This is a genomic window from Micromonospora sp. NPDC049051, from assembly GCF_043197575.1.
In the GTDB taxonomy this organism is placed as follows: Bacteria; Actinomycetota; Actinomycetes; order Mycobacteriales; family Micromonosporaceae; genus Micromonospora.
Genome location: NZ_JBICTL010000005.1, coordinates 136,441 through 161,382, shown reverse-complemented (window position 1 = coordinate 161,382; position 24,942 = coordinate 136,441). Strand labels below are relative to the sequence as shown.

Here is a 24,942-nt window from a genome sequence, read left to right as displayed (position 1 = left end):
TTCCTTTCCCGCACCGGTGGCGCCGCTGGTTGCGCGCGGGCCGTACCCTCTTGCGGTTGGCCTGGCGCGGTTCGCGGGGTTCGCGCCGCCCGCCGCCGACGTCAGGAGGAGCGAGCGGTGACCGACCAGACCACCCTGGAACAGGAGATCGCCGTCGAGCAACGGCATCTCGACCGGGTGTACGCCCGACTGGCCGAGCTGCGCCGGTCGGCGGTCGACGCCGAGAAGGAGGGCTACCGGCTCGCCCGGGTGGGCAACTTCGGGGCGCTGGTCGAGCGGGACGCGATGGTGTTCCACGCCGCGCGGCGGCGACACATGCTCGACGCCGAACACGAGGGCCTGGTCTTCGGCCGGCTGGACCTGCTCGACCGGCAGGTGCTGCACGTCGGGCGGCTCGGCATCCGGGACGACGACGCCACCACCCTGGTGGTCGACTGGCGGGCCCCGGCCGCCGCCGCCTTCTACCAGGCCACCCCCGCGCAGCCGCTGGGCGTGGTGCGGCGGCGCACGATCCAGTCCTCCGCCGAGCGGGTCACCCGGATCGAGGACGACCTGCTCGACCCCGCCGCCGCACCCGCCGACATGGCGGTGGTCGGCGACGGCGCGCTGCTGGCCACGCTGTCGAAGGCCACCGGCCGGGGCATGCGGGACATCGTCGCCACCATCCAGCGCGAGCAGGACGAGGCGATCCGCTCCCCCGGTTCGGGCGTGACGATCGTGTCGGGCGGCCCGGGCACGGGGAAGACGGCCGTCGCCCTGCACCGGGCCGCGTACCTGCTCTATTCCGACCGCAGCCGGTTCGCCGGCGGCGGCATCCTGGTGGTGGGCCCGTCCTCGGTCTTCGTCGAGTACATCGCCTCGGTGCTGCCCTCGCTCGGCGAGGACACCGCCACCCTGCACTCGCTGGGCACGCTCTTCCCGGGCATGACCGCCACCCGCACCGACCCGCCGGCTGTCGCGGCGGTCAAGGGCTCGCTACGGATGCGGCGCGTGCTGGAGCGGGCGGCCCGGGACGCGGTGCCGGGCGGTCCGACCGAGCTGCGCCTGCTCTACCGGGGCACGCTGCTCCGGCTGGAGCGCCGCGAGCTGGACGGGATCCGGGAGCGGGCGATGCCCCGGGGCGCGCGGCGCAACGAGGTGCGCCGCGCCGGCTTCGACGGGATCTTCGCGGCGCTCTGGGCGCAGGCCCGCAGGTTGGGCATCGGCCGGCTGCCCGAGCAGCGCGCGTTCGAGGACGAGATCGCCGAGCGCCCGGAGTTCCGGGAGTTCCTCAAGGCGTGGTGGCCCCGGCTGCACCCCCGGCACGTGCTCGGCTGGTTGGCCCACCCGGAGCGGTTGCACCGGTACGCCGCCGGGATCCTCTCCCGCGCCGAGATCCGACTGCTCGACGACGCGTACCGCAGCCTGGACGCCGCCGGGCTGACGATCGCCGACATCGCGCTGCTCGACGAGCTGGACGCGCTGCTCGGCAAGCCGATGAGACCGGCCCGGGCCAGGCGGGACGCGTTCCAGCTGGCCGGTGGGGTCCGCGAGCTGAGCACCTTCGCCGACCGGCAGCGGGCCGCCCGCGAGGCGGCCCGGGAACGCCCGGAGGACTACCGGGAGTACGCGCACGTGGTGGTCGACGAGTCGCAGGACGTCTCGCCGATGCAGTGGCGCATGATCGGCCGGCGCGGCCGGCTGGCCTCGTGGACGGTGGTGGGCGACCCGGCCCAGACGGCGTGGACGGGCGAGGCGGAGGAGCTGTCGCGGGCCCGGGACCAGGCGTTGGGGCGACGAAAGCGGCACCACTTCACCCTCACCACGAACTACCGCAACTCGGCGGAGATCTTCGCGGTGGCGGCGGCGGAGATCCGCCGGGTGCACCCGGACCTTCCGCTGCCCCGGGCGGTGCGCTCGACCGGCGTCGACCCGGTCGCGCTGGTGGTGCCGCCGGCGGAGCTGGAGGCCGCCGTCGTGGCGGCGACCGGCGCGCTGCTCGCCGAGGTGGAGGGCACGGTCGGGGTGATCACGCCGGTGCCGCGTCGCGACGAGGTGGCCGGCTGGCTGGGCACGCTGGGTGCGCCGCGCCTTCAGGTGGTGACCAGTCTGGAGGCCAAGGGCATGGAGTACGACGGGGTGGTCCTCGTCGCCCCGGGCGAGATCCGGGCCGACCCGGGATCGGGGGTACGGACGCTCTACGTGGCGCTGTCCCGGGCCACCCAGCGGCTGACCACCGTCGACCCGACTGGCTGAGCACCAATTACTTGCACACATTGCGATGTGAGCATAGTTTGAACGCGATTCCGAGCCCCGAGAGGGAGGATGGGCGCGTGGGCGCAGGTCATGACCATCACCACGGGTCCGTGGCGAATGCCGCGCACCGCCACCGGGGCCGGCTCTGGGCCGCGTTCGGGCTGCTCGCCGGCCTGATGGTGGTGGAGGCGGTGGCGGCCTTCCGCACGGGCTCGCTGGCTCTGCTGAGCGACGCCGGGCACATGTTCACCGACGTGCTCGGCATCGGCATGGCGCTCGCGGCGATCGCCGCCACCCGTCGGGCGGGCGGCGATCCGCAGCGCACCTTCGGCCTCTACCGGCTGGAGGTGCTGGCCGCGCTCGCCAACGCCATGCTGCTCTCCGGCGTCGCGGTCTACGTCGTGATCGAGGCGGTCCGCCGCTTCGGCGATCCGCCGCAGGTGCTGGCCGGCCCGATGCTGGTGGTCGCCGTGCTCGGCCTGCTCGCCAACGTCGGCGCGTTCGCACTCCTGCGCTCGGGGGCGAAGGAGAGCATCAACGTCCACGGCGCGTACCTGGAGGTGCTCGGCGACCTGCTGGGGTCACTCGGCGTGATCGGGGCGGCGCTGCTGATCGTCGCCACCGGCTGGTGGTGGGCCGACCCGTTGGCGGCGGTCGCGATCGGGGTGTTCATCCTGCCGCGTACCTGGCGCCTCGGCCGGGCCGCGCTGCGCATCCTGGTGCAGGCCGCGCCGGAACACCTCCAGGTCACGGCGGTGCACGACCGGCTGGCCGCCGTGCCGGGCGTCGCCGAGGTGCACGACCTGCACGTCTGGACCCTGACCTCCGGGATGGAGGTGGCCTCGGCGCACCTGACCATGGCGCCCGACGCGGAGGTCGGCGCGGTGCTGCGCGCCGCCCGGGACGCGCTGCACGACGACTTCAAGATCGAGCACGCCACGCTGCAGATCGAGCCGGGAGCGTCCTCCGGGGCCTGTGGGGCAGTCGAGTGGTAATGAGGACAACCTTAAATCTGGGTGGCTATTGTGGCGCTATGCCGGATTTGACTGTTAGTGGACACACACCCTGCGTCACCAGAGCTGCACCAGTCACACCGGCACCGGTAGTCTCGGCTTCGGCCTCCGCCAGGCGGCACCCACCGGTGCCGGCGGTGGCCGCCGCCTAATCGCCCGACGGGGCGAACCGGGGAACCATGTTCGTGGGGTGCATCCGCGTCAGCGGTAGGGATCTTCCGTCCCGAACCCGTCAGCTAACCCGGTCGGCGGCTGACGGAAGGACGCGTGTATGCCAGTGATGGCACCTGTACGACGACGTGCCGCCCGGACGGCGGCCCTGATCGCCACGATGCTCGCCCTCGGCGCCGCCGTGGCCCCGGTCACCGCCGCCCCGGCGGCGGCAGCCACCCGCGCCGGCCTGCTCGCCGCGGCCCCCGGCCAGGACGAGGAGGGCGGCACCCCGGCCCTGCGGGCCCAACTGGAGGCCGCCAGCAAGGGCTACCTCGACGCCAAGCGCGCCCTCGACACGTCGGCCAGGCGGCAGCAGCAGCTGACCGCGCAGCTCAAGACCACCGAGGTGGAGCTGGCGGCGCGCACCGCCAACGTGGGCGAGATCGCGGGGGCCGCCTACCGCACCGGCCGGCTCAGCGTGGCGTCCGCACTTCTCAACAGCGGCTCGCCGGACGGCTTCATGGACCGCGCCGCCGCCCTCGACGCGGTGGCCGCCAAGGAGGACCGGGCCCTGCGCGAGCTCCAGCAGACCCGGGACGACGCCACCCGCACCAAGCTCGCCCTGGACGGCGAGATCCGGGAGCAACGCAAGCAGGTCACCGTGATGGCCAAGCGCAAGGAGCAGGCCGAGCGGGCGCTGACGGTCGCCAACCAGAAGCAGCAGGCCGCGGGCGGAGGCGGCTCGCCGGGCGGCACCTCGAACAAGACGGCGAAGGCGGCGCCGCGCAACTCCGACGGCTCCTGGCCGTCCGAGTCGTGCAGCGTCAACGACCCCACCCCCGCCAACGGCTGCATCACGCCGCGCACCCTGCACGCGCTGAACCAGGCCAAGGCGGCGGGCTTCACCCGCTACGTCTCCTGCTACCGCTCCGGCGGCTCCGGGGAGCACCCCAAGGGCCGGGCCTGCGACTTCGCGGCGCAGAAGGGCGGCTTCGGCGGCGACGCCACGGGCGGCGACCGGACGTACGGCAACAACCTCGCGGCGTACTTCGTGAACAACGCCGACCGCCTCGCCGTGCTCTACGTGATCTGGTACCGGCAGATCTGGTTGCCGAGCAGCGGGTGGAAGTCGTACAGCGGAGCCAACGGCGACCCGTCCAGCGATCACACCAACCACGTACACCTGTCGGTCTACTGACGCCCGCGCCCCGGGTGCCACGCGTCGCGGCACCCGGGGCGTACCGGCGCCCGTCGTCTCCGGCGGCTCCTGGTCCGGCCCTCCACGACGCCGCGCCGAAGCCGCCCGGAGTCCGGCCGCACGGACAACGCTCCCGCTACCGTCAGCTCATGCGCGGCCACGCACCGTGCCGACGGCTGGAGGGTGGGGGCATGAACGGGTACGACGGATGAGCGGGCACGTGATGGTCTTCGCGCCCACGCCCCGGCTGACGGTGACCGTGGACCAGCCCAGCGAGGCGCCGGAGTTGCACCTGCACCCCGGCGGGCAGGGCGTCTGGCAGGCCCGGATGGTGATGTCGCTCGGGGTCGACGTGGTGCTCTGCACCGCCCTCGGTGGCGAGATCGGCCAGGTGCTGGAGCCGCTGCTGGTCAGCGAGGGGGTGGACCTGAAGGTGGTGGTCCGCGACTCCGGCAGCGGCGGGTACGTGCACGACCGGCGCGAGGGCTCCCGGCGGGAGATCGTGGACGTGCCCGGCCAGCCGCTCAGCCGGCACGAGCTGGACGAGATCTACAACCTGGCCCTCGGCGAGGGGCTGCGCGCCGAGGTCAGCGTACTGAGCGGGCCGAACGAGCCGTCCCTGGTCCCGGCCGACCTCTACCGCCGTTTCGCCGCCGACCTCGGGGCCAACGGCAGCCGGGTGGTGGTCGACCTCTGCGGCGAGCACCTCGACGCCGTGCTGAGCAGCGGCGTCTTCTTCCTGAAGGTCAGCCACGAGGAGCTGATCGCCGACGGCCGCGCCGACGGCGACGACGAGGAGCAGCTCACCCGGGCCCTCTACGACCTGCACGCCGCCGGCGCCGAGAACGTGGTGGTGAGCCGGGCCGACAAGCCCGCCCTCGCTCTCGTCGACGGCGAGGTGTTCGAGGTGGAGATGCCCCGGCTGGAGGCGGCCGACCCGCGCGGGGCGGGCGACTCGATGACCGCCGGGGTGGCGGCCGTGACGGCACGCGGCGGTGACGTGCGCACCGCGATCCGTACCGGCGCGGCGGCCGGCGCGCTGAACGTGACCCGGCACGGCCTGGGCACCGGCCGCATCGACTCGATCACCGGCCTGGTCGACCGGGTGCGCCTCGTACCGGCGGGCAGCCGGCCGCAGGAGCGGACCAGCCCGGACGAGCTGGCCCACCGGGCGGCCGAGCGATGACGCTGCGCGTACTGGTCACCAACGACGACGGGATCGCCGCGCCCGGCATCCAGGCGCTGGCGCGGGCGGCGGCGGACCGGGGCCTGGACGTGGTCGTCGCCGCGCCGCTGGAGGAGGCGAGCGGCACCAGCGCCGCGATGACCGCCGTGGAGCGCGACGGGCACGTGGTGGTCCACGAGCACCCGCTGCCGGAACTGCCCCGGGTCCCGGCGTTCGCGGTCGGCGGCTCCCCCGGCTTCATCGCGCTGATCGCGGTGCACGGCGCCTTCGGGCCGCCGCCGATGGTGGTGCTCTCCGGCATCAACCGGGGCGCGAACGCGGGCCGCGCCGTCCTGCACTCGGGCACGGTGGGCGCCGCCTTCACCGCCGCCGCGAACGGCTGCCGGGCGATGGCCGTCTCGCTCGACGTGCTCTCGGCCGGGGACGCCACGGCCGCCAGCGGGGGCGCCGCGGTGGCCGCCGCCGCGCGGGTACGCGACGCCGAGCGGCACTGGTCGACGGCCGCCCTGGTGGCCCTGGACCTGCTGCCCCGGCTCACGGCGGGGCCGGTGGAGAGCGTGCTCAACGTGAACGCGCCGGACCTGCCGCACAACCGGCTGCGGGGGGTACGCCGAGGCACGCTGGCCAGCTTCGGCCAGGTGCAGATGACGGTGGCGGAGGCCGGGCACGGCTTCGTCCGCACCTCCCTGGAGGAGCCGGGACAGGCCGTGCAGCCGGGCACCGACCTGGCCCTGCTGGCCGAGGGGTACGCCTCGGTGACGGCGATCCGCGCGGTCACCGAGGTGGCGGACGTCGACCTGTCGGGCCTCGGCGACGCCTGAGTAGCGCACGCCCCGCTACGGACAGCGGTGGGTGGAGCCGGCCGGGGTGCCCCTCCGGAAGATCGTCGCGGGCGGTGTGCCGCCGACGGAGATCAGGCGCCGGGAAGGACCTCGGGGGTGGGCGCGCCGGCGTAGTAGGGCTCGGGGGCGCCGAAGAGGCCGAGCAGGCCCGTCACCCAGAGCTGCCGGTGCACGAACCGGCTCGGCTCGGTGACGACGAGCTTGACGCCACTCACCTCGGCGGTCTGGAAACCGGCGACCATCGCGCTGATGCCGACCGAGTCGATGAAGGAGACGAGCCGCATGTTCAGCTCGATCCGCGCGGGACGCCCCTTGGTCAGGACCTCGGCGATCGCCTCGCGCACCTCGTACGCGGTGTCGACGTCGATCTCGCCCCGCGGGGCGATCTCGATGACACCACCGGGCAGAACCGACTTCACGATCGACAGGCTCACGCGAGCACCTCCACTCGCCCGTCCGACGGGCGCCTCATCAGTACGCGGGCCGCGACCGAGAGTATTCCTCCGACGGCCTCGGTCGCCACCCCTCGGGATGAGCAATTCGCGGATCAGGGCGCAGCAAGACGCCCATATCCGGACTATTGACGTTTTTTCCACCCGACGGTCAGCTTCCACCGACGCGCCGAGCCCCCAGGGTAGCCGGCTGGGGCCGGCACCGCCCAACAGCCGTCCCGGGCGTGGCCTGTTCCGGTTCACCCCCGGGTCTTGCCCGTCCTGCCTAGCATCGGCTCGGGAGACACGACTGTGACCGGAGGGACGCTCGATGCTCAGGAGACTTGCCGCGCTGGCCGGCGTCAGCGCGCTGCTGGCCCTCGTACTGGCATGCGGATTCGGCGGAGGTGGCGGCGATGACGACGACGATGACGACGACGACTTCGCCCGGGGCGTGACCGCGGCGGTCGCCCTCCGCTGACGGGGGGCCTGCGAGATCGGTCGCCGGCCCGTACGCCGACCGGCGTCGCCCGCAGCGCGGCGCCCGCCGGCGCACCGGGTTTGCGTAGCCGCCCCACGGGGCACAGGCGGTAACGAGCGAACCGTCACCCGCCGCTGCGACGCCGGAGTCCGAAGTGGCCGTCGGCTTCGGCACCCGAGGAGGTAACCACCATGTTCGGAAGCAACCTGCTGGACCGCCGCAGCAAGCCCGAGCGGATCGCGGACCAGGCGTGGCAGCAACTCGTCTCGGCGGTCAGCTCCGCCGGTGACAGCGTCCGGGACACCGCCCGGTCGGCCCGCCGGGGTGGTTCCGGTCTCGCCGACGAGGCCGGCGATCTGGTGGGCTCCGCGGCGGACGAGGCCCGTCGCCGCGCCACCCTGGCCTTCGACGCGCTGGCCGGCCGCCGGCCCGCGCTGCCCTGGACGCTGCTGATCGGCGCCGCGCTGGTCGGCGCGGCGGTCGGCTGGGCCGCCGGCACCGCCGCGCGGGCCGCCGGCAGCCGGGGCGACCGGGCGATGGACGACATCGAGTTCGTCGACGTCGACCGCCCCAACTCCCCCGTCGGCCTCGACGGCTGAACGCACGGCAGACCTGACGGCTGAACGCGGCCCCGGCCGAACCTGCGAAGGGTTCGACCGGGGCCGCGCTTTCTCTCTGGCGGGTTCCGCGGCAGGCGCCGCCCATCCCACGGCCCGCCGCGCCTCGGAGCGGGGCCGCCTCACGTTGGAGCAGGCGGCCCTGCCTCGGAACAGGCAGCCTCACCTCGGAGCAGGCGGCCTCGCCTCGGAGCAGGCGGCCTCAGAGCGCGGCGACGCTCGTCGGCGCCCGTTCCGCCCTGCTCAGCGCGCGCAGCACCGCCGGCTGCCCGTGTCGGCGTACGGCGAGACGGGCCAGCAACGTCAACACCGGATTCACCGCCTCGGCCGGCAACTCCGGGGTGGGTACGCCGACGCTGACCGCGAGGTCGTCGGCGTGCACGACGAGTTCCAACAGCCGGGTGGCCAAGAAGTCGTCCAGGGTGAGCGACCACGGGCCACGGGCGAGGTGCACCACCCGCCCGGACGGCTCCCCCGGCAGCACTCCGGACAGCTCACGCAGGGTGGCCGCGCACCGCTCGACCAGCGCGGCCGGGCCGTCGGCGGCCAGGCCGTCACCGGCCCGGCGGATGGCGACGTTGACGATGGCGTCGACCGGGGCGCCGAGCCAGCCGCCGCGGGCGTAGTGGTCGAGCAGGCCCACGGGGTCACCGGCAGGAACGGGCGCGGCCAGCACGGCGGGAACGCCGAGCACCTGGCTGGCGAGGTGGCCGGCCAGTCCGCCCACCCCGAACGCGGGCAGCGCGCTCGGTTCGTCCCAGTGGATCGCGACGGCCGGGTCGGCGAGGAGATCCACCGCCGAGCGGGCGGCGGTGAGATAGGCCGTCCTGATCGGATCCACAGCCGATCCCTCCTTCGACAGGCGATCCCCCGAGCCTATGGTCCGCCGGGACGCCGACCACCTCTTCGCGTGCCGCATCATCGGCCCGCAGTGGCACCCGGGCCGGCCCGCCCAGGCCCGCCAGCGCCACGGCGACGTTGCCGCCACCCCGCGCGACCGCGCACCCCGGACCCCGGTCGAGGGCTCGGAATGCGCGGTCGGCGGGACGGGAGCGGTCATCAGTCAGCGGGTGACGGCGTCAGCGGGCGGTGCAGGTGACGGTGGCCGGCGGGTTGTTCGCCCCGGTCGTACCGGCCAGGAAGCCGGCGGTGGCGGTGGCGCCCGCGCCGAGGGCACCGTTCCAGCCGGCGTCGCGGACGGAGACGCTCGCCCCGGTCTGGGTGTGGGTGCCGCCCCAGAGCTGGGTGATCCGCTGACCGTCGGGGAAGGTCCAGCCCACCGTCCAGCCGGCGATCGCGGCGCTGCCCGCGTTGCGGACCACCAGCTCGCCCTGGAAGCCGCCCTGCCAGGAGCCGGTCACCCGGTAGGTCGCGGTGCAGCCGCTGCCGGGCGGTGGCGTGGTCGGGGGTGGCGGCGTGGTCGGGGGCGGGGTCGTCGGGGGCGGGGTCGTCGGTGGCGGGGTGGTCGGGGGTGGGGTCGTCGGCGACGGGGTGGTCGGGGTCGGATCGGGCGTGCCGCCGAGCCGGTCGGCCACCAGGATGCCCCGGCCGTTGGTGCCGAGGTAGACCCGGCCGTAGACCCGGGGGTCACCGGTCAGGGCCTCGCCCGCGTTGCCGTACTGGTGCTGGTCGTCGTTGATCCGTACCCAGGTCGCGCCGGTGTCGTCCGAACGGTGCACCCCCGGCCGGCCGTCGACGGTGCCGAACAGGTACAGCGCCGGGTACGTCCGGCCGGGCGCGGCCTTGCCGAAGCCGACGTTGCCGGCGGTGCTCACCGCGGCCTGCTTCGTGAAGGTGGCCCCGGAATCGGTCGAGCGCCACAGCCCGCCCTCGCCGGCCAGCCACAGCTCGCCCTCCCTGCCGGGCAGCGCCTTGAACCTGACGTTGCCGGTGGCGGGCAGGCCGGCGGCGGCCGAGGCCGTGAAGCTCGCCCCGCCGTTGGTGCTGACGTAGAGCCTGCCGCCGCTGAAGGCGTAGAACTTGTTCGGGTTCACGCGGTCGGACTCGATGGTCGCGTTGGCCGGGACGCCCGTCGACGCGGCCCACGAGGTGCCGAAGCCGACCGAGTACACCACCTGCTGGCCGGTGTCACCCGGGGCCCAGACGAACCGGCTGCCGTCGGCCGACGCGGCGACCGTGCCGCCGCTGTCGACGCCGGACGGCTCGGTGCCCTGGAACCAGTTGGCCCCGCCGTCGGTGGAGAACGCGACGTGGCTGTCGTTCGGCCGGTCGGCGTCGGTGAAGTTGCCGGCCCGCACCATCACGGCCGGCTTCGTCTCGGCGTAGTCGAGGCTGGTGGTGCTGGTGAAGGTCGGCTGGGTGAACATCATCGGCGGTACGGCGTCCAGGTCGGTGTGCCGGAAGCCGCCGATGTCGCCGAGCGCGCTGACCAGCGGCGCCCCGGAGGGCGGGCTGACCAGGTCGAGCACCGCGGTCTCCTCCAGGCCCCTGACCATGGGCTTGATCGTGAACTGGCCGCCGGTGTCCCACGTGGTGAGGTCGGTGCTGCCGTAGATGGTGGCGCCGGTGCCGTACATGAAGCGGTTGCTGTCGTGCGGGTCGATCTCGACCGACTCGTTCATCCAGCCGAGCTTCGGGGTCTCCTCCGGCGGCGCCGGGTTGCTGCCGAAGGTCAGCCACGGCACCGAGCTGACGTCCATGGTGTAGCGCTTGGACCTGTTGGGATAGCTGGTGAACTCCCAGATCCGGGTCCAGGTCGCTCCCCCGTCGGTGCTGCGCCAGAAGATCGCGTCCGGCCACCACGAGATCTGCGTCGCCACCATCAGCGTGTTCGGCTTCTGCCGGTCGATGGTCAGGCCGCTGTAACCGAAGTACGCGTCGGTGCTGGTGGACGGGATCGGGCTGATCCGCGTCCACGCGCCGGTGGCGCGGCTGAACTTCCAGACGTCGCCCTTGCCGCCGTCGTACGGGCCGCCGGTGTCGCTGGTGGCGATGTAGAGGAAGCCGCCCACCGGGTCGACGACGCCCTTGTGGGCGAGGTAGCCGGTCGGCTGCCCGGCGATCCGCTCCCAGCTGGCCCCGCCGTTCGTGCTGCGGTAGACCGGGTTCTCCTTGTCGGCCACGCCGACGTAGACCGTCTGCGTGGCGGTGCCGGGCGTACCGGTGCTCTTGTCGAAGCTGACCCAGGTCAGGCCCTGGTTCTGGCCGTTGTAGCCGTTCGGGTCGCTCGGGTCGGCCCGGTAGTTGCCGACGTTGGGGAAGTTCGCCACCTTGGCCCAGGTCGCCCCGAAGTCGGTGCTGCGCCACAGGCCGTTGCCGCCCTCGGCGCCGTAGTACAGGACGCTGTTGCGGTTGGGGTCGACGGCGAGCCGCTCGCCCATGCCCCGGCCGGGCATGTTCCCGCCGTTCTTGAACGGCAGCTCGGTGACCTGCCAGGTGGCGCCCTTGTCGGCCGAGCGCAGGATCGCGCCGTTGTTCGGGTCCCAGTCGTTGGTGTACATCCCGACGGCCGCGTACACCCGGTTGGTCTGCACGGGGTCCGTGGCGACGCTGACGACGCCGTTCCAGCCCCACTTGTCGGCGCCGACCCAGTCCAGCAGCGGCGTCCAGGACTGGCTGGCCTGCTCCCACCGGTACATGCCGCCGATGTCCGTGCGGGCGTAGATCAGGTTCTTCTCGGTGGGGTTGAAGACGATGCCGGGGACGAAGCCGCCGCCGTCGATCCGGACGTTCTTCCAGGTGTACGCCTCGGCGGCGGCGGTGGGCGCGCCGGCCGCGGTGAACGGTGCCGCCACGACGGTCGCGGCGACGACCAGCGCGGACACGACCGCGCCGACGTAACTTCTCCGCATCTGCGGTTCCTTCCGGGTGTTCGGAGGACGCCGGGCGGTCGTGGGGGCGGCCGGCCGGCGACGGGGACACGCGCGATCGCGCCGGAGCTGCCCTGGCTCCGGTGATCGGCGCGATGGCTCCCGCACCCGAGGAACGCGCTTACCCTAGCCGAATCCACCACCCGCATGGAAGCGCTCCCAGAGATCACCCGGGCCGGGTGAAGGCCCGTCACCCGCCCCCGCGAAACGCTCGGTCCCTGCGGAAGCGCACATACCGACCGGACCGTCGGGTGAGGAGTGACAGATGGCCATCGAGACGATCAGCCGTACCGACCAGGAGATCCAGTCGGCCGTGCTCGACGAACTGGCCTGGGAACCCCGGGTACGACCCCACGAGATCGGCGTGACCGTCGCCGAGGGCGTGGTCACCCTCACCGGCCGCGTCGACAGCTACGCCAAGAAGTGGGCGGCCGAGCGGGCGGCGCACCGGGTGGCGCGCGTCCGGGCGGTCGCCAACGACCTGGCCGTACGCCTCGGCACCGGCGCGGAACGCACCGACCCGGACATCGCCGCCGCGGCCGGGCACTCGCTCGAGTGGGACGCGTTCGTACCCCTGGAGCGGCTCGACGTGACCGTCTCGCAGGGCTGGGTCACGCTGCACGGCGACGTGGACTGGGAGTACCAGCGCCGCGCCGCCGAACGCGCCGTGTCCCGGCTGACCGGCGTACGCGGGGTCAGCAACGGCATCGTCGTGCGTCCCGACGTCCGGCCCGACGGGCACGCCCTGGCGGAGCGGATCGTCGACGCGCTGGCGCGCAACCGGGCCACCCCGGCGGAGAAGATCACCGTCCGGGTGCACGGCGACACGGTGCTGCTCGGCGGGCTGGTCCACTCGATGCCGGAGCGGGCCGAGGTGGAACGGACGGCGTGGTGCGCGCCGGGGATCCGTGAGGTGCAGAACCACATCGCGGTCGCCCCGGTGCTGGGCTGAACCACGCCGGCACCCGCCGGGCGCGGAGCCGGGCAGCGAGCCACCCGGGCGGGGTGAGCCGCCCTCACCCCGCCGCCCGGCAGGCTGGGCGACATGACTGAGGTGACCAGCCCGACGACCACTCCGCTCCAGGTCACCGCCCGCCTGCGGACCCCGGTGACCGGGGACGACCACGTCCGCGGGTCGGTGGACGCGCCGGTGACGATCGTCGAGTACGCCGACTTCCAGTGCCGCTACTGCGGAGCCGCGTACGCGAGCCTGCGGGAACTGCTGCGGCAGCGGGCCGACACCGTACGCCTGGTCTACCGGCACTTCCCGATCACGAACATGCACCCGTACGCCGAGCAGGCCGCCGAGGCGGCCGAGGCCGCCGGCCGGCGCGGGCAGTTCTGGGCCCTGCACGACTGGCTCTACGAACACCAGGACCAGCTCGACCCGGTGCACCTGTCACTCGGCGTGGAGCAGGTCGGCCTGCCCGCCGCCGAGGTCGCGGCCGAGGTGGAGCGCCAGGCGTACGGCGACCGGGTGCGGCGGGACTTCGTGGGCGGCATCCGCAGCGGCGTCCACGCCAGCCCGACCCTCTTCGTCAACGGCGCCCGCCACGACGGCAACTACGACCTGGCCGACCTCCTGACCGCAGTAGACACCGCCACCCCCTGACCCATCCGCCCTCCGGTCAGAGCAGGTGGAGGTCGCGGGCTCGGCGGACGGCCTCGCGGCGACGGGTGGCGTCGAGCTTGCGGTAGATGTTGCGCACGTGGGTCTTGACCGTGTTCACCGACAGGGACAGCTCGGCCGCGATCTCCACGTTGGACAGGATGCTCTGCAGGTAGCGCAGGATGGTCAGCTCCCGTTCGGTCAGCGGCTCGTCCAGGGCCGCCGTGACCCGCTCCGCCGGGACCCGCTCGGCCGGCGGCCCGGCCCCCCGGACCAGGTCGCTGACCGTCGGCCAGTGTGCCGTGCCCGTGTCCAGGTGCGCGGCGAGCAGGTCACGGATCCCCGGCTCGGCCCGGGTGAACGGCCGCCGGAAGCCCTCCGGCGCGGCCAGGTCGAGGGCGCGTTCCAGCACCCGTCCGGCCCGCCGCTCGTCGCCGGCGTGCCGCGCGAGCACCGCGTCCAGCACGGCGGCGTCCAGCCGTACGGGCAGCGCCCAGCCGGCCGCCTCCGGCGACTCCCAGTCGGGCAGCGCGTACCCGGCGGCGCGTGGGTCCCCGGCGCGCAGCTCCACCCGGGCGAGCGCGACGGCCAGCGGCGGAGTGGCTGCGTCGGGTGCCCGCACGAGGCGGTCCCGGGCGGCGCTCAGGTCGCCCCGTGTCCCCCGCACGTCGGCCTCGGCGGCCAGCAGCCAGAGTGCCAGCTCGCCCGCCCGGGGCAGGCCGGTCAGCCGCTCCCTCGCCTGTACCAGCACCCGGTGCCCCTCGGGCAGGTCACCGGCGTCGCGCAGCAGGTACGCCCGGCACCACGCCGCCACCGCCCCCACCACGGGTTCGCCGGTGGCCGGGGCCGCCAGCACCAGATTCGCCTCCGCCTCCCCGGGCTGGTCCCGGTGCAGCGCGACCAGGGCCAGCGCCAGGTAAGCGTGGGCGCAGTCCGCCCGGCAGGACCAGCCCTGGCAGGGCGGCATGGCGAGGGCCTCGCGGGCGAGGGCGTCGGCCGCGCGCAGTTCGCCCCGCACGGCGTGCAGCAGGGCCGCCCGGCTGGCGCAGACCAGCTCCGTACGCGGTCGTCCGGCAGTCCGGGCGGCCGACAGCGAGCCGGCGAAGGCGAGGCCGGCGGCGTGGAGGTCCCCGTCCGCCAGGTCGGCCAGGCCCAGCGCCGTGCCGGCCACGGCCCGTACGTCTGCGTGTCCGGCGACGACGCCCGGCGGTTCGGCCGGCGCCTGCGCGGCGAGCAGCCGGGCCGCGGCGGCGCGTACCGCCTCGGGGTCGCCGGCCAGCCGGGCCAGGGTGAGCTCCAGGGCGGTGGCCAGCTGCCGGAAGCGGTCCCGGCGCGGCGTGGGCAGCGCCCGGGCGGCCTCGACGGCGCCGCGCAGGTGCTCGGCGGCGGCGGTGGGGTCCCCGGCCTGGGCCCGCTCGGCGGCGCAGGCCAGCCCGAGTTCCGGATCGCGGCGCACGGCCTCCGGCGGCGGGGGTACGGGTGCCCGGCCGGCGGGCGTCTCCCGGTCGTACGGGACCAGCTCCGGCCAGCGGGACACGAGGATCGCGACGGCCCGCTCGTGGTCGCCGCCCGCGAGCGCGTGCCGCAGCCCCTCGCCGGGCCGGCCGTTGTCGGCGTACCAACCGGCCGCGCGCAGGTGCAGGTCACGCAGCTCGTCGGCCGGCAGCCGGCCCAGCTCGGCGTGCAGCAGGTCGGCCAGCGGCGGAGGGCACCGGTACCAGGGCGGGCGGCTGTCGTCGCGGCGCAGCAGCCCGCCGTCGTCGGCGAGGCCGGCCAGCGCCTGCTCGGCGTCGGTCCGGCCGGTCAGCGCGTCGACGAGCCCGGCGCAGACCACGTCGGCGACGGCGGAGCGGCGCAGCACGTCCCGCGCGTCCGGATCGAGCCCGGCGAGCACCTCCTCGCGCAGGTAGCCGGCCACGTCCGGCTGGTCGCCGCCGAACTGTTCGACCCAGCGGGCCGGGTCCGGCTGTCCCCGCAGCGCCAGCGCGGCGAAGCGGAGGGCCGCCGGCCAGCCGCCGGCGCGTTCCCACAGCCGGCGTACGCCCGCCACCGGCAGGGCGACCCCGTGCGCGGTCAGCAGGTCCGCCACCTCGTCGGCGCTGAAGGCCAGCTCGTCGGGGCCGACCTCGGTCAGCTCCCCGGCCAGCCGCAGCCGGTGCACGGCCAGCGGCAGCCCGGCGCGGGCGCTGACCACCAGCCGCAGGCGCTGATCGGCGTGGCGGAGCAGGAACTCCAGTCCGGTCAGCGCCGCCGGGTCGGTGATCCGGTGCAGGTCGTCGAGGACCAGCAGCACCGGCCGTTCCCGGGCGGCGAGGGCCGCGGCCAGCACCTCCAACTGGTCCGGGCCGGGTGGCCGGTCGGGCACGGGCACGTCGTCGGCGGGGTCCACGGTCGTGCGTAGCGCCGCCGCGAGGTAGGACCAGAGCCGGTCCCCGTCGTCGTCGACCTCCACGGAGACCCAGGCCGCGTCGGCGTCCGGGAACCAGGAGGCGAGCAGCGTCGTCTTGCCCCACCCCGCCGGGGCGCGGAGCAGGGTGACCGGCCCGGCGGTCCCCTCGTCCAGCACCCGCAGCAGCCGGGGCCGCAGTACCAGCGGCTCCGGCGGCGGCGCGGGACACAGCCGCGACGCCAGCAGCGGCGCGCCGGCCGACCCGCCCGCGACCGCGACGACCCCCGTGTCCCGTACGTGCTCCGGCATCCGGCCCGCCCTCCACCGATGCGTCCCCAGGTCCCGCGCGCGGCGGTTACCCGGCGCGGGCCCGTTCACCCCTTCGGGGGGACCCGGCTTCACCCCGTCCGGGGTGAGGCTGGCCGTACGCGGGCGACCGGCCGCGCGCAGCGCCGCGCGCCCGGCGTCGAGGGGACGGGAGGCGGGCCGAGGTGGACGGGCGGGGACGGATGGGACGGCTGGCAGGCACGGCCGGCGTGGCGCTCGCCCTCGCGGCGGCGGGCCGGGCGCTGGCCGTACGGCGGCGCGGGCCGACGCGCGGGGCCGGCTCGGGTCCCCGGCCCGCGCGCTGGCAGGTGGTGACCGTCGACCGCGCCCCCGGCGAGGTGCTGCCCGGCGGCCGGTGGCCGGAGCCCCTGCGCCGGCTCGGCCGTGCGGTGCAGGTCGAGCTGCGGCCGGCCCCCGGCTGCCGGGGCACGGAGCTGGCCGCCCGGCCGGTGCCCGGCGCGGTGCCCCCCGGGCTCGCCGCCCACCTGGTCGGCGACGACCCCGGCCTGCTGGTCCGCCGGGTGCTGCGGGAGGTCAAGCAGCTCGCCGAGACCGGCGAGGTGCTGCGCGCGGACCGCTGGTCCGCCGAGCGTCCGGCGGGGCCGCCGCGATGAGGGCGCTGTGCTGGGTGGGCGCGGGCGAGCTGGCGGTACGCCAGGTGCCCGACCCGGAGCTGCGCAACGGCCACGACGTCATCGTCCGGGTCCGGCAGAGCGCCACCTGCGGCGGGGACCTGCCGCTGCTGGCCGGGCGGGTGCCCTACCTCGCCGTCGGCGACGTGCTCGGGCACGAGTTCCTCGGCGAGGTGGTCGAGGTCGGGCCGGAGGTACGCCGGCACCGGGTCGGCGACCGGGTGGTGGTCTGCTCGTCGGTGGCCTGCGGCAGCTGCTGGTACTGCCGCCGCGACCTGCCCTCCTGCTGCGACAACGGCAGCGCCGACCCGGCCGTCGCCGAGGCGGCCTGGGGACACCCCACCGGGGGCGCCTTCGGCCAGCCCCGGGCGCTGGGCGGCTTCGCCGGCAGCCACGCCGAGTACGTCCGGGTGCCGTACGCGGACGTCGGCGCGTTCACCGTGCCGGAGCCGGTCAGCGACGACCGCGCCCTGTTCGCCTCGGACGCCGCGCCGGCCGGTTGGATGGGCGCCGACCTGGGCCAGGTGCGCCCCGGCGACGTTGTGGCGGTCTGGGGCGCGGGCGCGGTCGGGCAGCTCGCGGCGCGGGCCGCGCGGCTGCTCGGCGCGGAACGGGTCGTCGTCGTCGACGCCGAGCACGAGCGGCTGCGGATGGCCGAGCGGCACGCCGGCGCGGAGACCATCGATCCCCGCGTCGTCGACGTCACCGCCGAGCTGCGCGAGCGCACCGGCGGGCGGGGCCCGGACGTGTGCGTCGAGGCGGTCGGGGCGGCCTGGAACGGGCACGGTCTCCGGGCGCTGGCCGACCGGTTCACCGGCGGCGCGGAGCGGCCGGCGGCGGTCCGCGAGGCGCTGCACGCCTGCCGCAAGGGCGGCTCGGTCTTCCTGCTCGGCGAGTTCACCGGTTTCGTCGACTCGTTCCCGCTCGGGGCGGTGACCCAGAAGGGGCTGACGGTGCGGGGCGCCCGGCAGCACGGGCAGCGCTACATCCCGATGCTGCTGGAGCGGATGGCCCGCGACGAGCTGCGTACCGAGCACCTGGCGACCCACCGGCTGCCGCTGGAGCGGGGCGCGCAGGGGTACGCGCTGTTCCGGGACCGGGCCGACGGCTGCGTCCGCGCCGTACTCAGCCCCGATCTCCCGGCCTCCGTCGGGTGAGGCGTGAGCGCTGCGTCGCGCCGCGCCGGGTGGCAGACTCGGCGGATGCGTGAGCAGCGGACGTACGACGTCGTCCTGTTCGGGGCCACCGGCTTCACCGGCGGGCTGACCGCCGAGTACCTGGCCCGCACCGCCCCGCCGGGGCTGCGCTGGGCGCTCGCGGGACGCAACCCCGGCAAGCTGGCCGGCGTACGGGACCGGCTGGCCGCGATCGACCCGGAGCTGGCCGGGCTGCCCCTGCTCACCGCCGACGTCACCGACGCGGGGTCGCTGCGGGCGGTGGCCGAGAGCGCCCGGGTGGTGGCCACCACCGTCGGCCCGTACGTGCACCACGGGGAGCCGCTGGTCGCCGCCTGCGCCCGCGCCGGCACCGACTACCTGGACATCACCGGCGAACCCGAGTTCGTGGACCTGATGTACGTGCGCCACCACGCCGAGGCGGAGCGCACGGGGGCACGGCTGGTGCACGCCTGCGGGTTCGACTCGATCCCGCACGACCTGGGCGTCTGGTTCACGCTCAAACACCTCCCGGACGACGTGCCGATCGCCGTCGACGGCTTCGTACGCGCAGGTGGGAGGTTCTCCGCCGGCACGTACCACTCGGCGCTCACGGCCTTTTCCCGTACCGCCGAGGCGTCCCGGGCGGCCCGCGAGCGGCGGCAGGTCGAGCCGCGACCGCCGGGGCGGCGGGTGCGGGCGGTGCCCGGCCGGGTGGCCCGCTCGACGGAGCTGGGCATGTGGGCGGTGCCGCTGCCGACCATCGACCCGCAGGTGGTCCGCCGCTCGGCCGCCGCCCGCCCGGAGTACGGGCCGGACTTCCGCTACCGGCACTTCGCGGCCGTCAAGCGGCTGCCCACGGTGCTGGCCGCCGGGGCCGGGCTGGGCGCGCTGGTGGCCCTGGTGAAGCTGCCGCCGACGCGGCGCTGGCTGCTCGGCCGGCTCGCCTCCGGGCAGGGGCCGACGCCGCAGCAGCGGGCGAGGTCCTGGTTCCGGGTCCGGTTCGTCGGCACGGGCGGCGGGCGGCGGGTGCTGACGGAGGTGGCCGGCGGCGACCCCGGCTACGACGAGACGGCGAAGATGCTCGCCGAGTCGGCGCTCTGCCTGGCCGGCGACGAGCTGCCCGGCACGGCGGGTCAGGTCACCCCGGTGACGGCGATGGGCGACGCGCTGCTGGACCGGCTGGTGCGCGCCGGAATGACCTTCCGCGTGCTGGACACCCCGAGCTGAGCGGGAGCCGGGGTCGGCGGGTTGACCCTCGACCAGGTCGAGACGACAGGATCAGCGCCGTGGAGAGCGACCTGCGCAGCATCGGCGAGCTGGCCCGGGCCAGCGGCCTGACCGTCAGCGCCCTGCGGTTCTACGACTCGGCCGGGGTGCTGGCCCCGGCCCTGGTCGACCCGGTCACCGGCTACCGCTGGTACACGGGCGACCAGGTGACGCCCGCCCGCCTGGTGGCCGGGCTGCGCCGGGTCGGCATGCCGGTCGCCGAGATCGCCGCCGCGTTGCGGTCCGAGCCGGCGCAGGTCCACCGGATGCTGGACGCGCACCTGCGCCGGCTGGAGGACGGTCTCGCCGACGCCCGCCGCGAGCTCTCCCGGATCCGTACGCTGATCGATCCCGAGGAGCACCCGATGACCACCCGACTCGTCCTGTCCCCCGTCGACCTGGCCGCCGCCGTGGACGCGGTCCGCTTCGCCGTCGCCACCGATCCCGAACTTCCGGTGCTGTCCGGCGTGCTGTTCGAGTCCGACACCGACGGCGTACGGCTGGTGGCGACCGACCGGCACCGGTTGGCGGTGGCGCGGGCCGCGGCCCGGATCGACGGGCCGGCGGTGCGCGTGCTCGCCCCGGTCGCCTTCGTCGACGAGGTGCGGGCCCTGCTGGGCACCGAGGCGGGGGGCCGCACCGGAGCGGGAGGCGACACCGGGGCGGTGCTGACGGTGGCCGCCGGCACGATCTCGGTCGCCGCCGCCGGCCGTACGGTCGACACCGCCGCCCTGCCGTACGACTTCCCGGACCACCGTCGCCTGCTCCGCTCGGCGGCCGACGACGGGCCGGCGCACCGGCTGACGGTCGACGCCGACGCCCTGCGGGCGGCCCTGACCAGCGCCGACGCGCCGGTCGTCACCCGTCGGCACGACGGTGTCCCGCTCGCGGTGACCGTGCTCGGCCCGGACGGCCGCGGCGGCGTACGGCTGCTCGGGGCGGACGAGCTGGCCGGGGAGCGGGACGCGTTCCGGGTCGGGGTCAACGGCGGCTACCTGCTCCAGGCCCTCGACGCGGCCGGCCGGGGCCAGTTGCTGCTGGAGCTGGACGGCCCGATCGCCCCGCTGGCGGTACGCCGGCCGGACGACGTCGACGCGTTCTCCGTCCTGATGCCCATCCGGCTCTGACCACGGCACCCGGCGGGAGCCGGGACGACCACGGACCACCACCCGGCGGAAGCCGGGACGCCCGGTGCACGCCCCGGCGGAGGTTGTCGAGACCGGGCCGGGGCGGGACCGGGGCGCGACGGTAGCATCGGTGGGTCCACCAGACGTCCGGACGGAGGCGTACGGAGCAGCATGCTCGACATGGAGTTGATCCGGAAGGATCGCGAGGCGGTGGCGACCGCGCTGGCGAAGCGACTGGATCCCGCCGAGGTCACCCGGGCCCTGGACGAGATCCAGCGGCTCGACCAGGAACGTCGTGCCCTGATCAGTGGCATCGACGGCGAGCGGCAGCGCCGCAAGGCCGAGGCGCGCGCGTACGCGGCGGCGAAGCGCGCCGGCACCGAGCCGGAGGTCTCCGCGCCGGAGGCGGGCCGCAAGCAGCTCGCCGAGCTGGAGTCCGAGCTGGACGAGGTGCAGGCGCGGCTGCGCACCGTGATGAGCGAACTGCCCAACCTGCCCGCCGACGACGTGGTGCCGGGCGGCAAGGAGGCCAACCGGGTCGTCCGGACCTTCGGCGAGCCCCCGGCGATCGAGAAGGTCCGCGACCACATCGAGCTGAGCCGGATGCTGGGCCTGGTCGACCACGAGCGCGGGGTCAAGCTCGGCGGCTCCGGTTTCTGGATGTACACGGGCATGGGCGCCCGGCTGGAGTGGGCGCTGCTGAACTTCTTCGTCGACGAGCACGTCAGCGCCGGCTACGAGTTCCTGCTCCCGCCGCACCTGCTGCTGGACACCGCAGGCTTCGCCGCCGGACAGTTCCCGAAGTTCTACGACGACGTCTACCACCTGGACCGGGAGTCCGCCCCGCGCGGGCAGTTCCTGCTGCCCACGTCGGAGACGGCGATCCTCGGGGCCTACCAGGACGAGATCCTGGAGACGGCGAAGCTGCCGCTGAAGGCGTTCGCGTACACCCCCTGCTACCGGCGCGAGGCGGCCGGGTCGCACTCGGACGAGCGGGGCACCGTGCGGGGGCACCAGTTCAACAAGGTGGAGATCTTCCAGTTCTGCCTGCCGGAGCAGGCCGACGCCGCGCTGGAGGAGATGCTCCTGCACGCGGAGAGCCTGGTCGAGAAGCTGGGCCTGCACTACCAGCGCTCCCTGCTGTCGGCCGGTGACGCCAGCGCGTCGATGCGCAAGACCCTCGACATCGAGGTGTGGATGCCGAGCACGGGCAAGTACAAGGAGGTGTCGTCGGTCTCCTGGGCCGGCGACTACCAGGCGCGCCGGGCGGCCATCCGCTACCGCGAGCCGGGCGGCAAGCAGACCCGGTTCGTGCACACGCTCAACGGCTCGGCGCTGGCCACCAGCCGCCTCTTCCCCGCCATCCTGGAGCAGTTCCAGCAGCCCGACGGCTCGGTGCTGGTGCCCGAGGTCCTCCAGGCCCGCCTGGGCACCGACCGGCTGACCCCCCGCTGACCCGCGGGCCTCACCCCCGCCTCCCCTCAGGGGGCGGGGGTGAGGCGCAGCGCGAGTTCGGGGCAGACCTTGACCGCCTTGCGCGCGCCCTCGCGCAGCCAGGTCGGCACGGGGGTGGGCGGGAAGGCGGGGTAGCCGTTGCCGTCGAGCCGGATGAAGTCCGGTACGACGTGCGCGCACAACCCGTGCCCGTCGCAGCGGGACCAGTCGAGCGTGAGCCGCTGCGGGTTCGCGTCGGGCGCGCCGGGCAGGCCCATGACCGCCCTGACCCGCCGGCCGCAGCCCTCGCCGGTGGTGTGCAGCCGCAGGTCCTCGGCGAAGACCTCCATCGCGGAGAGCGCGAACCGGGACGTACCGTCGGGGTGGCTGCACGCCCCGCGGCCCTTCACGTCGCCGGCGGCGGCCCGGACCACCTCCACCGGGGCGCTGCCGGCCACCGCCAGGTCGACGGCGCGGGCCAGGTCGGGCAGGCCCATCCGGCACGGGCCGCACTGCCCGGCGGACTCGCCGGCCAGGTAGCGCACCACCTGCGCGGCCTCGCCGAGCGGGCAGGTGTCCGCGCCCAGCGGAACGAGGATGCCCGCGCCGAGGGTGCCGCCCACGGCAGCCAGCCCCTTGCGGGAGATCTCCGCCCGGTCGGCGGCCTCCCGGGTGATCCACCGGCCGTGGTAGCCGCCCGTCAGGACACCCGGCCCGTCCGGCACCTCGCACAGGTCGAGGATCTCCCGCAGCCCGGTGCCGGCCGCGCACTCCACCACGGCGGGGCGCCCGGCCGCGCCGGTGACGGTGAGCAGCACGGTGCCGGGCTCGTCGTCGGTGCCGAGCGCCGCGTACTCGTACGGGCCGAGGCGGGCGGCGACCGCGAGCTGGGCGTACGTCTCGGCGTTGGAGAGCAGGGTGGGCAGCCCGCCGACGCCGGAGTCGCTGGAGCGCCGCTTGGTGCCCGGCGGGATGTGCGGCAGCCCGTTGATGCCGTTGACCAGTGCGCCGCCCTCGCCGGAGATGAACCGGTGCGGCACGGTGACGATGCTGGTGGGCACGGGCATCCGGCGCTCCTCCAGCGCCTCGGTCACGGAGTTGCGGCCCACCTCGTCGTCGGCCACCCCGACGACGATCTCCTCGGCCTCCAGCGCGTACGCGGCGAGCGCGGCGCCGTCGAGGATCAGATGCGGGGCGCGGGTGAGCAGTACCTTGTCCTTCCAGCTCGCCGGCTCCCCCTCGGTGGCGTTGACCACCACCACCGCCGGGAGGTCCCGCCGCTCGCAGGACTCCAGCACCGCGCGGAGCTTCTTCGCGAACGGGAAGCCCGCACCGCCCTTGCCCCTGAGTTGGACGCCCTCGGCGAGCCGGAGCAGGGTGGCCGGTTCCATCGGCCCGATCGGCCCGTGCACCTCCTCGTGGGCGAGCAGGTCGAGCCGCCCGAACTCGGCGAAGCCGGCGGTCAGTCGGGGCTCGCCGACGCAGGCCACCGGCGGCACGGTCGTCCGCGTCACCTCGCCTCCCCTCGCAGCCCGGCCCAGTACGCCCCGTCGACGGCGTCGGCGTTGGCCCGGCGGCGGCGGGTCGACCGGCTCTCGCCGGCGGCCCGGCGCGCCCGCCGCGACGCGAGGTCGACGAGGGTCGGGGTGTCGTCGGCCGGCAGCGGAACGTCCTCGGGGACGTACCTGACCGGGGGCCGCCAGTAGTCCGGTTCGAGGTCGCGGTCGTCCTCGGCGCTGTGCCGCCCACCGGCGGACACCGGATTGGCGGACACCGGCCCGGCGGAGACCGGGTCGGTCCGCTCCCAGCGCCGGGGGCTGTCCCACGGCTCCTCGGCCTCCTCGCGGCGGCGGGGCGGCGCGGGGTGCCCGCGCTGCCCGTCGCGCTCGGCCCGGCCCCGGCGGGCGGGCTCCTCGACGCGGCTGCGCCGGCCGGTCGGGACGAGTTCCGCCTCGCCCCGGCGGCTGCCGGTCGGCTCCGGTTCCGCCGCACGGCGGCGGCCGGTCGGGGTGAGTTCCTCCCCACTCCGGCGGCGCGGGCGGGCCGGTTCGCGGAGCGTGCCGGGTTCGGGCACGGCCGGCACGGTGAACCGCTCCGGGTCGCGCCGCCGCGCGGCGGGGGCGGGCCAGGTGCCGGCGACCGTGGTGCCCGCCCACGCGTCCCCGCGCCCGTCGGTCCCCGCCACCCGGCCGACGCGTCGGGTCAGGCCCCGCAGCAGCGACCGGCCCGCAGCGTCCTGCGCCGGCCGCCCGGCCAGGGCCCGGTTCATCGCGGCGGCCTGGTGCTGCTCCCGGCTGCGCCGGCCGAGGCTGACGGAGAGGCGGACCAGCAGCGCCAGCACGACCAGCAGCACGCAGGCGAGGTAGCTCAGCACCACCCAGGGCTGCGCGGGCCGCCCGGCGTTGAGCCCGTGCACGATGGCGAACGGCCAGGACAGGTACGCGGCGGAGTGCAACGTACGCCAGAGCCACTTCGGACCGACCCCGGCGAAGCGCGCCCGGACGACGCCGGTCCAGAGCACGCTCACCATCAACAGCGCGGCCACGGTGCCGAGGCCGACGTAGAGGCCCCGCCCGCCGACGAAGGGGACCACCGCGTCGGTGCCCGCCGCCCGACCGGTGGCGATCTTGGTGAGTACGTGGAAGAGCAGCCCGGCGACGCCGAGGATGCCGGTGGCCCGGTGGGCGGACTGGAGCAGCACCCGGTGCCGGATCAGCAGCACCAGCCGGTCGGTGGCGAGCAGCCCCATCATCACGGTGAGGCTCAACGCCACCAGGGTGACGACCCCGGCGAAGAACTCGGTGAAGAAGAAGCCGTACGCGTACGCCGCCGAGCCGACGCCGGTCAGCATGGTGGTGGCCCACAGCGCGGCGAGGGCGGAGACGGTCAGCAGGGCCACCGCGGGTCGGGACCGGCTGCGGGCCCCCCGGCTGGTGCTGGTGGTCCGGACGGAGGCCGGCTTCTGGTTGCGTCGTGCCCGGGCCATCTGCTCCTCGATCGTCTCGCGGCGGCGCA

At 75.3% G+C, this 24,942-nt stretch carries 20 protein-coding genes and 1 riboswitch; of the genes, 14 read left to right on the top strand and 6 right to left on the bottom strand.

Annotated elements, in window-relative coordinates; translation table 11 throughout:
- The first annotated feature begins 117 nt into the window (after positions 1-117).
- The 5 genes from ACGFIR_RS21875 to surE all read left to right on the top strand — a co-directional run bounded on the left by ACGFIR_RS21875 (position 118) and on the right by surE (position 6,606).
- Positions 118-2,235 (top strand): HelD family protein, encoded by a 2,118-nt coding sequence (locus tag ACGFIR_RS21875; protein WP_393001780.1) that lies wholly within the window; start codon positions 118-120, stop codon positions 2,233-2,235.
- 77 nt (positions 2,236-2,312) lie between these two features.
- Positions 2,313-3,230, top strand: a complete 918-nt coding sequence (locus tag ACGFIR_RS21870) for a cation diffusion facilitator family transporter (RefSeq protein ID WP_393146808.1) — start codon at positions 2,313-2,315, stop codon at positions 3,228-3,230.
- A 153-nt stretch (positions 3,231-3,383) separates the two neighbouring features.
- Positions 3,384-3,515, top strand: a riboswitch (cyclic di-AMP (ydaO/yuaA leader).
- 13 nt (positions 3,516-3,528) lie between these two features.
- Entirely contained in the window at positions 3,529-4,599 is a 1,071-nt protein-coding gene (locus ACGFIR_RS21865) for a coiled-coil domain-containing protein (RefSeq protein ID WP_393001776.1), read from the top strand.
- A 208-nt stretch (positions 4,600-4,807) separates the two neighbouring features.
- Entirely contained in the window at positions 4,808-5,785 is a 978-nt protein-coding gene (locus tag ACGFIR_RS21860) for a 1-phosphofructokinase family hexose kinase (RefSeq protein ID WP_393001774.1), read from the top strand.
- Complete coding sequence (gene surE / locus ACGFIR_RS21855; protein WP_393146806.1) at positions 5,782-6,606, top strand: 5'/3'-nucleotidase SurE; 825 nt, start codon at positions 5,782-5,784, stop codon at positions 6,604-6,606. Before ACGFIR_RS21860 ends, surE begins: the two co-directional genes overlap by 4 nt.
- Before the next feature lie 92 nt (positions 6,607-6,698).
- Here the strand turns inward: surE and ACGFIR_RS21850 are convergent, their stop codons facing one another.
- Positions 6,699-7,061 (bottom strand): STAS domain-containing protein, encoded by a 363-nt coding sequence (locus ACGFIR_RS21850; protein WP_393001770.1) that lies wholly within the window; start codon positions 7,059-7,061, stop codon positions 6,699-6,701.
- A gap of 328 nt (positions 7,062-7,389) precedes the next feature.
- On the opposite strand from ACGFIR_RS21850, the gene ACGFIR_RS21845 reads away from it, so the two are divergent.
- Positions 7,390-7,539: a hypothetical protein gene (locus tag ACGFIR_RS21845; protein ID WP_393146804.1), complete on the top strand. Its 150-nt coding sequence runs from the start codon at positions 7,390-7,392 to the stop codon at positions 7,537-7,539.
- Between the two features lie 191 nt (positions 7,540-7,730).
- On the top strand, positions 7,731-8,138 hold the full coding sequence (locus ACGFIR_RS21840) for a hypothetical protein (protein WP_393001767.1): 408 nt from the start codon (positions 7,731-7,733) through the stop codon (positions 8,136-8,138).
- A gap of 220 nt (positions 8,139-8,358) precedes the next feature.
- Here ACGFIR_RS21840 and ACGFIR_RS21835 read toward each other — a convergent pair whose 3' ends face one another.
- Together ACGFIR_RS21835 and ACGFIR_RS21830 are read right to left on the bottom strand one after the other, a co-directional pair.
- A complete protein-coding gene (locus ACGFIR_RS21835) occupies positions 8,359-8,997 on the bottom strand; it encodes a maleylpyruvate isomerase N-terminal domain-containing protein (RefSeq protein ID WP_393146802.1) in 639 nt (212 codons plus the stop codon).
- 238 nt (positions 8,998-9,235) lie between these two features.
- The gene (locus ACGFIR_RS21830) at positions 9,236-11,968 is read right to left on the bottom strand and encodes a cellulose binding domain-containing protein (RefSeq protein WP_393146799.1); all 2,733 of its coding nucleotides are present in this window, start codon (positions 11,966-11,968) and stop codon (positions 9,236-9,238) included.
- A gap of 283 nt (positions 11,969-12,251) precedes the next feature.
- On the opposite strand from ACGFIR_RS21830, the gene ACGFIR_RS21825 reads away from it, so the two are divergent.
- Positions 12,252-12,938: a BON domain-containing protein gene (locus ACGFIR_RS21825; protein ID WP_393001761.1), complete on the top strand. Its 687-nt coding sequence runs from the start codon at positions 12,252-12,254 to the stop codon at positions 12,936-12,938.
- Positions 12,939-13,031: 93 nt separating this feature from the next.
- A complete protein-coding gene (locus tag ACGFIR_RS21820) occupies positions 13,032-13,598 on the top strand; it encodes a DsbA family protein (RefSeq protein ID WP_393146797.1) in 567 nt (188 codons plus the stop codon).
- Positions 13,599-13,614: 16 nt separating this feature from the next.
- On the opposite strand, the gene ACGFIR_RS21815 is transcribed toward ACGFIR_RS21820, so the two are convergent.
- Positions 13,615-16,362: a LuxR C-terminal-related transcriptional regulator gene (locus tag ACGFIR_RS21815; protein WP_393146795.1), complete on the bottom strand. Its 2,748-nt coding sequence runs from the start codon at positions 16,360-16,362 to the stop codon at positions 13,615-13,617.
- A gap of 131 nt (positions 16,363-16,493) precedes the next feature.
- On the opposite strand from ACGFIR_RS21815, the gene ACGFIR_RS21810 reads away from it, so the two are divergent.
- From ACGFIR_RS21810 to serS, 5 genes are all read left to right on the top strand, one after another.
- Positions 16,494-16,925 carry a hypothetical protein gene (locus ACGFIR_RS21810; protein ID WP_393001755.1) on the top strand — a complete coding sequence of 144 codons (432 nt, stop codon included), beginning with the start codon at positions 16,494-16,496 and terminating at the stop codon, positions 16,923-16,925.
- Positions 16,922-18,100: an alcohol dehydrogenase catalytic domain-containing protein gene (locus tag ACGFIR_RS21805; protein ID WP_393001753.1), complete on the top strand. Its 1,179-nt coding sequence runs from the start codon at positions 16,922-16,924 to the stop codon at positions 18,098-18,100. The genes ACGFIR_RS21810 and ACGFIR_RS21805 overlap by 4 nt, the downstream gene beginning before the upstream one ends.
- A 45-nt stretch (positions 18,101-18,145) precedes the next feature.
- Positions 18,146-19,327: a saccharopine dehydrogenase family protein gene (locus ACGFIR_RS21800; protein ID WP_393146793.1), complete on the top strand. Its 1,182-nt coding sequence runs from the start codon at positions 18,146-18,148 to the stop codon at positions 19,325-19,327.
- Between the two features lie 71 nt (positions 19,328-19,398).
- The gene (locus ACGFIR_RS21795) at positions 19,399-20,493 is read left to right on the top strand and encodes a MerR family transcriptional regulator (protein WP_393002881.1); all 1,095 of its coding nucleotides are present in this window, start codon (positions 19,399-19,401) and stop codon (positions 20,491-20,493) included.
- A 171-nt stretch (positions 20,494-20,664) separates the two neighbouring features.
- On the top strand, positions 20,665-21,948 hold the full coding sequence (serS, locus tag ACGFIR_RS21790; RefSeq protein ID WP_393001749.1) for a serine--tRNA ligase: 1,284 nt from the start codon (positions 20,665-20,667) through the stop codon (positions 21,946-21,948).
- Positions 21,949-21,974: 26 nt separating this feature from the next.
- Here the strand turns inward: serS and ACGFIR_RS21785 are convergent, their stop codons facing one another.
- Positions 21,975-23,441, bottom strand: coding sequence for an NADH-ubiquinone oxidoreductase-F iron-sulfur binding region domain-containing protein (locus tag ACGFIR_RS21785; protein ID WP_393146791.1), 1,467 nt, complete (start codon positions 23,439-23,441; stop codon positions 21,975-21,977).
- Positions 23,438-24,913 (bottom strand): hypothetical protein, encoded by a 1,476-nt coding sequence (locus ACGFIR_RS21780; RefSeq protein WP_393146789.1) that lies wholly within the window; start codon positions 24,911-24,913, stop codon positions 23,438-23,440. Before ACGFIR_RS21780 ends, ACGFIR_RS21785 begins: the two co-directional genes overlap by 4 nt.
- Between the last annotated feature and the right edge of the window lie 29 nt (positions 24,914-24,942).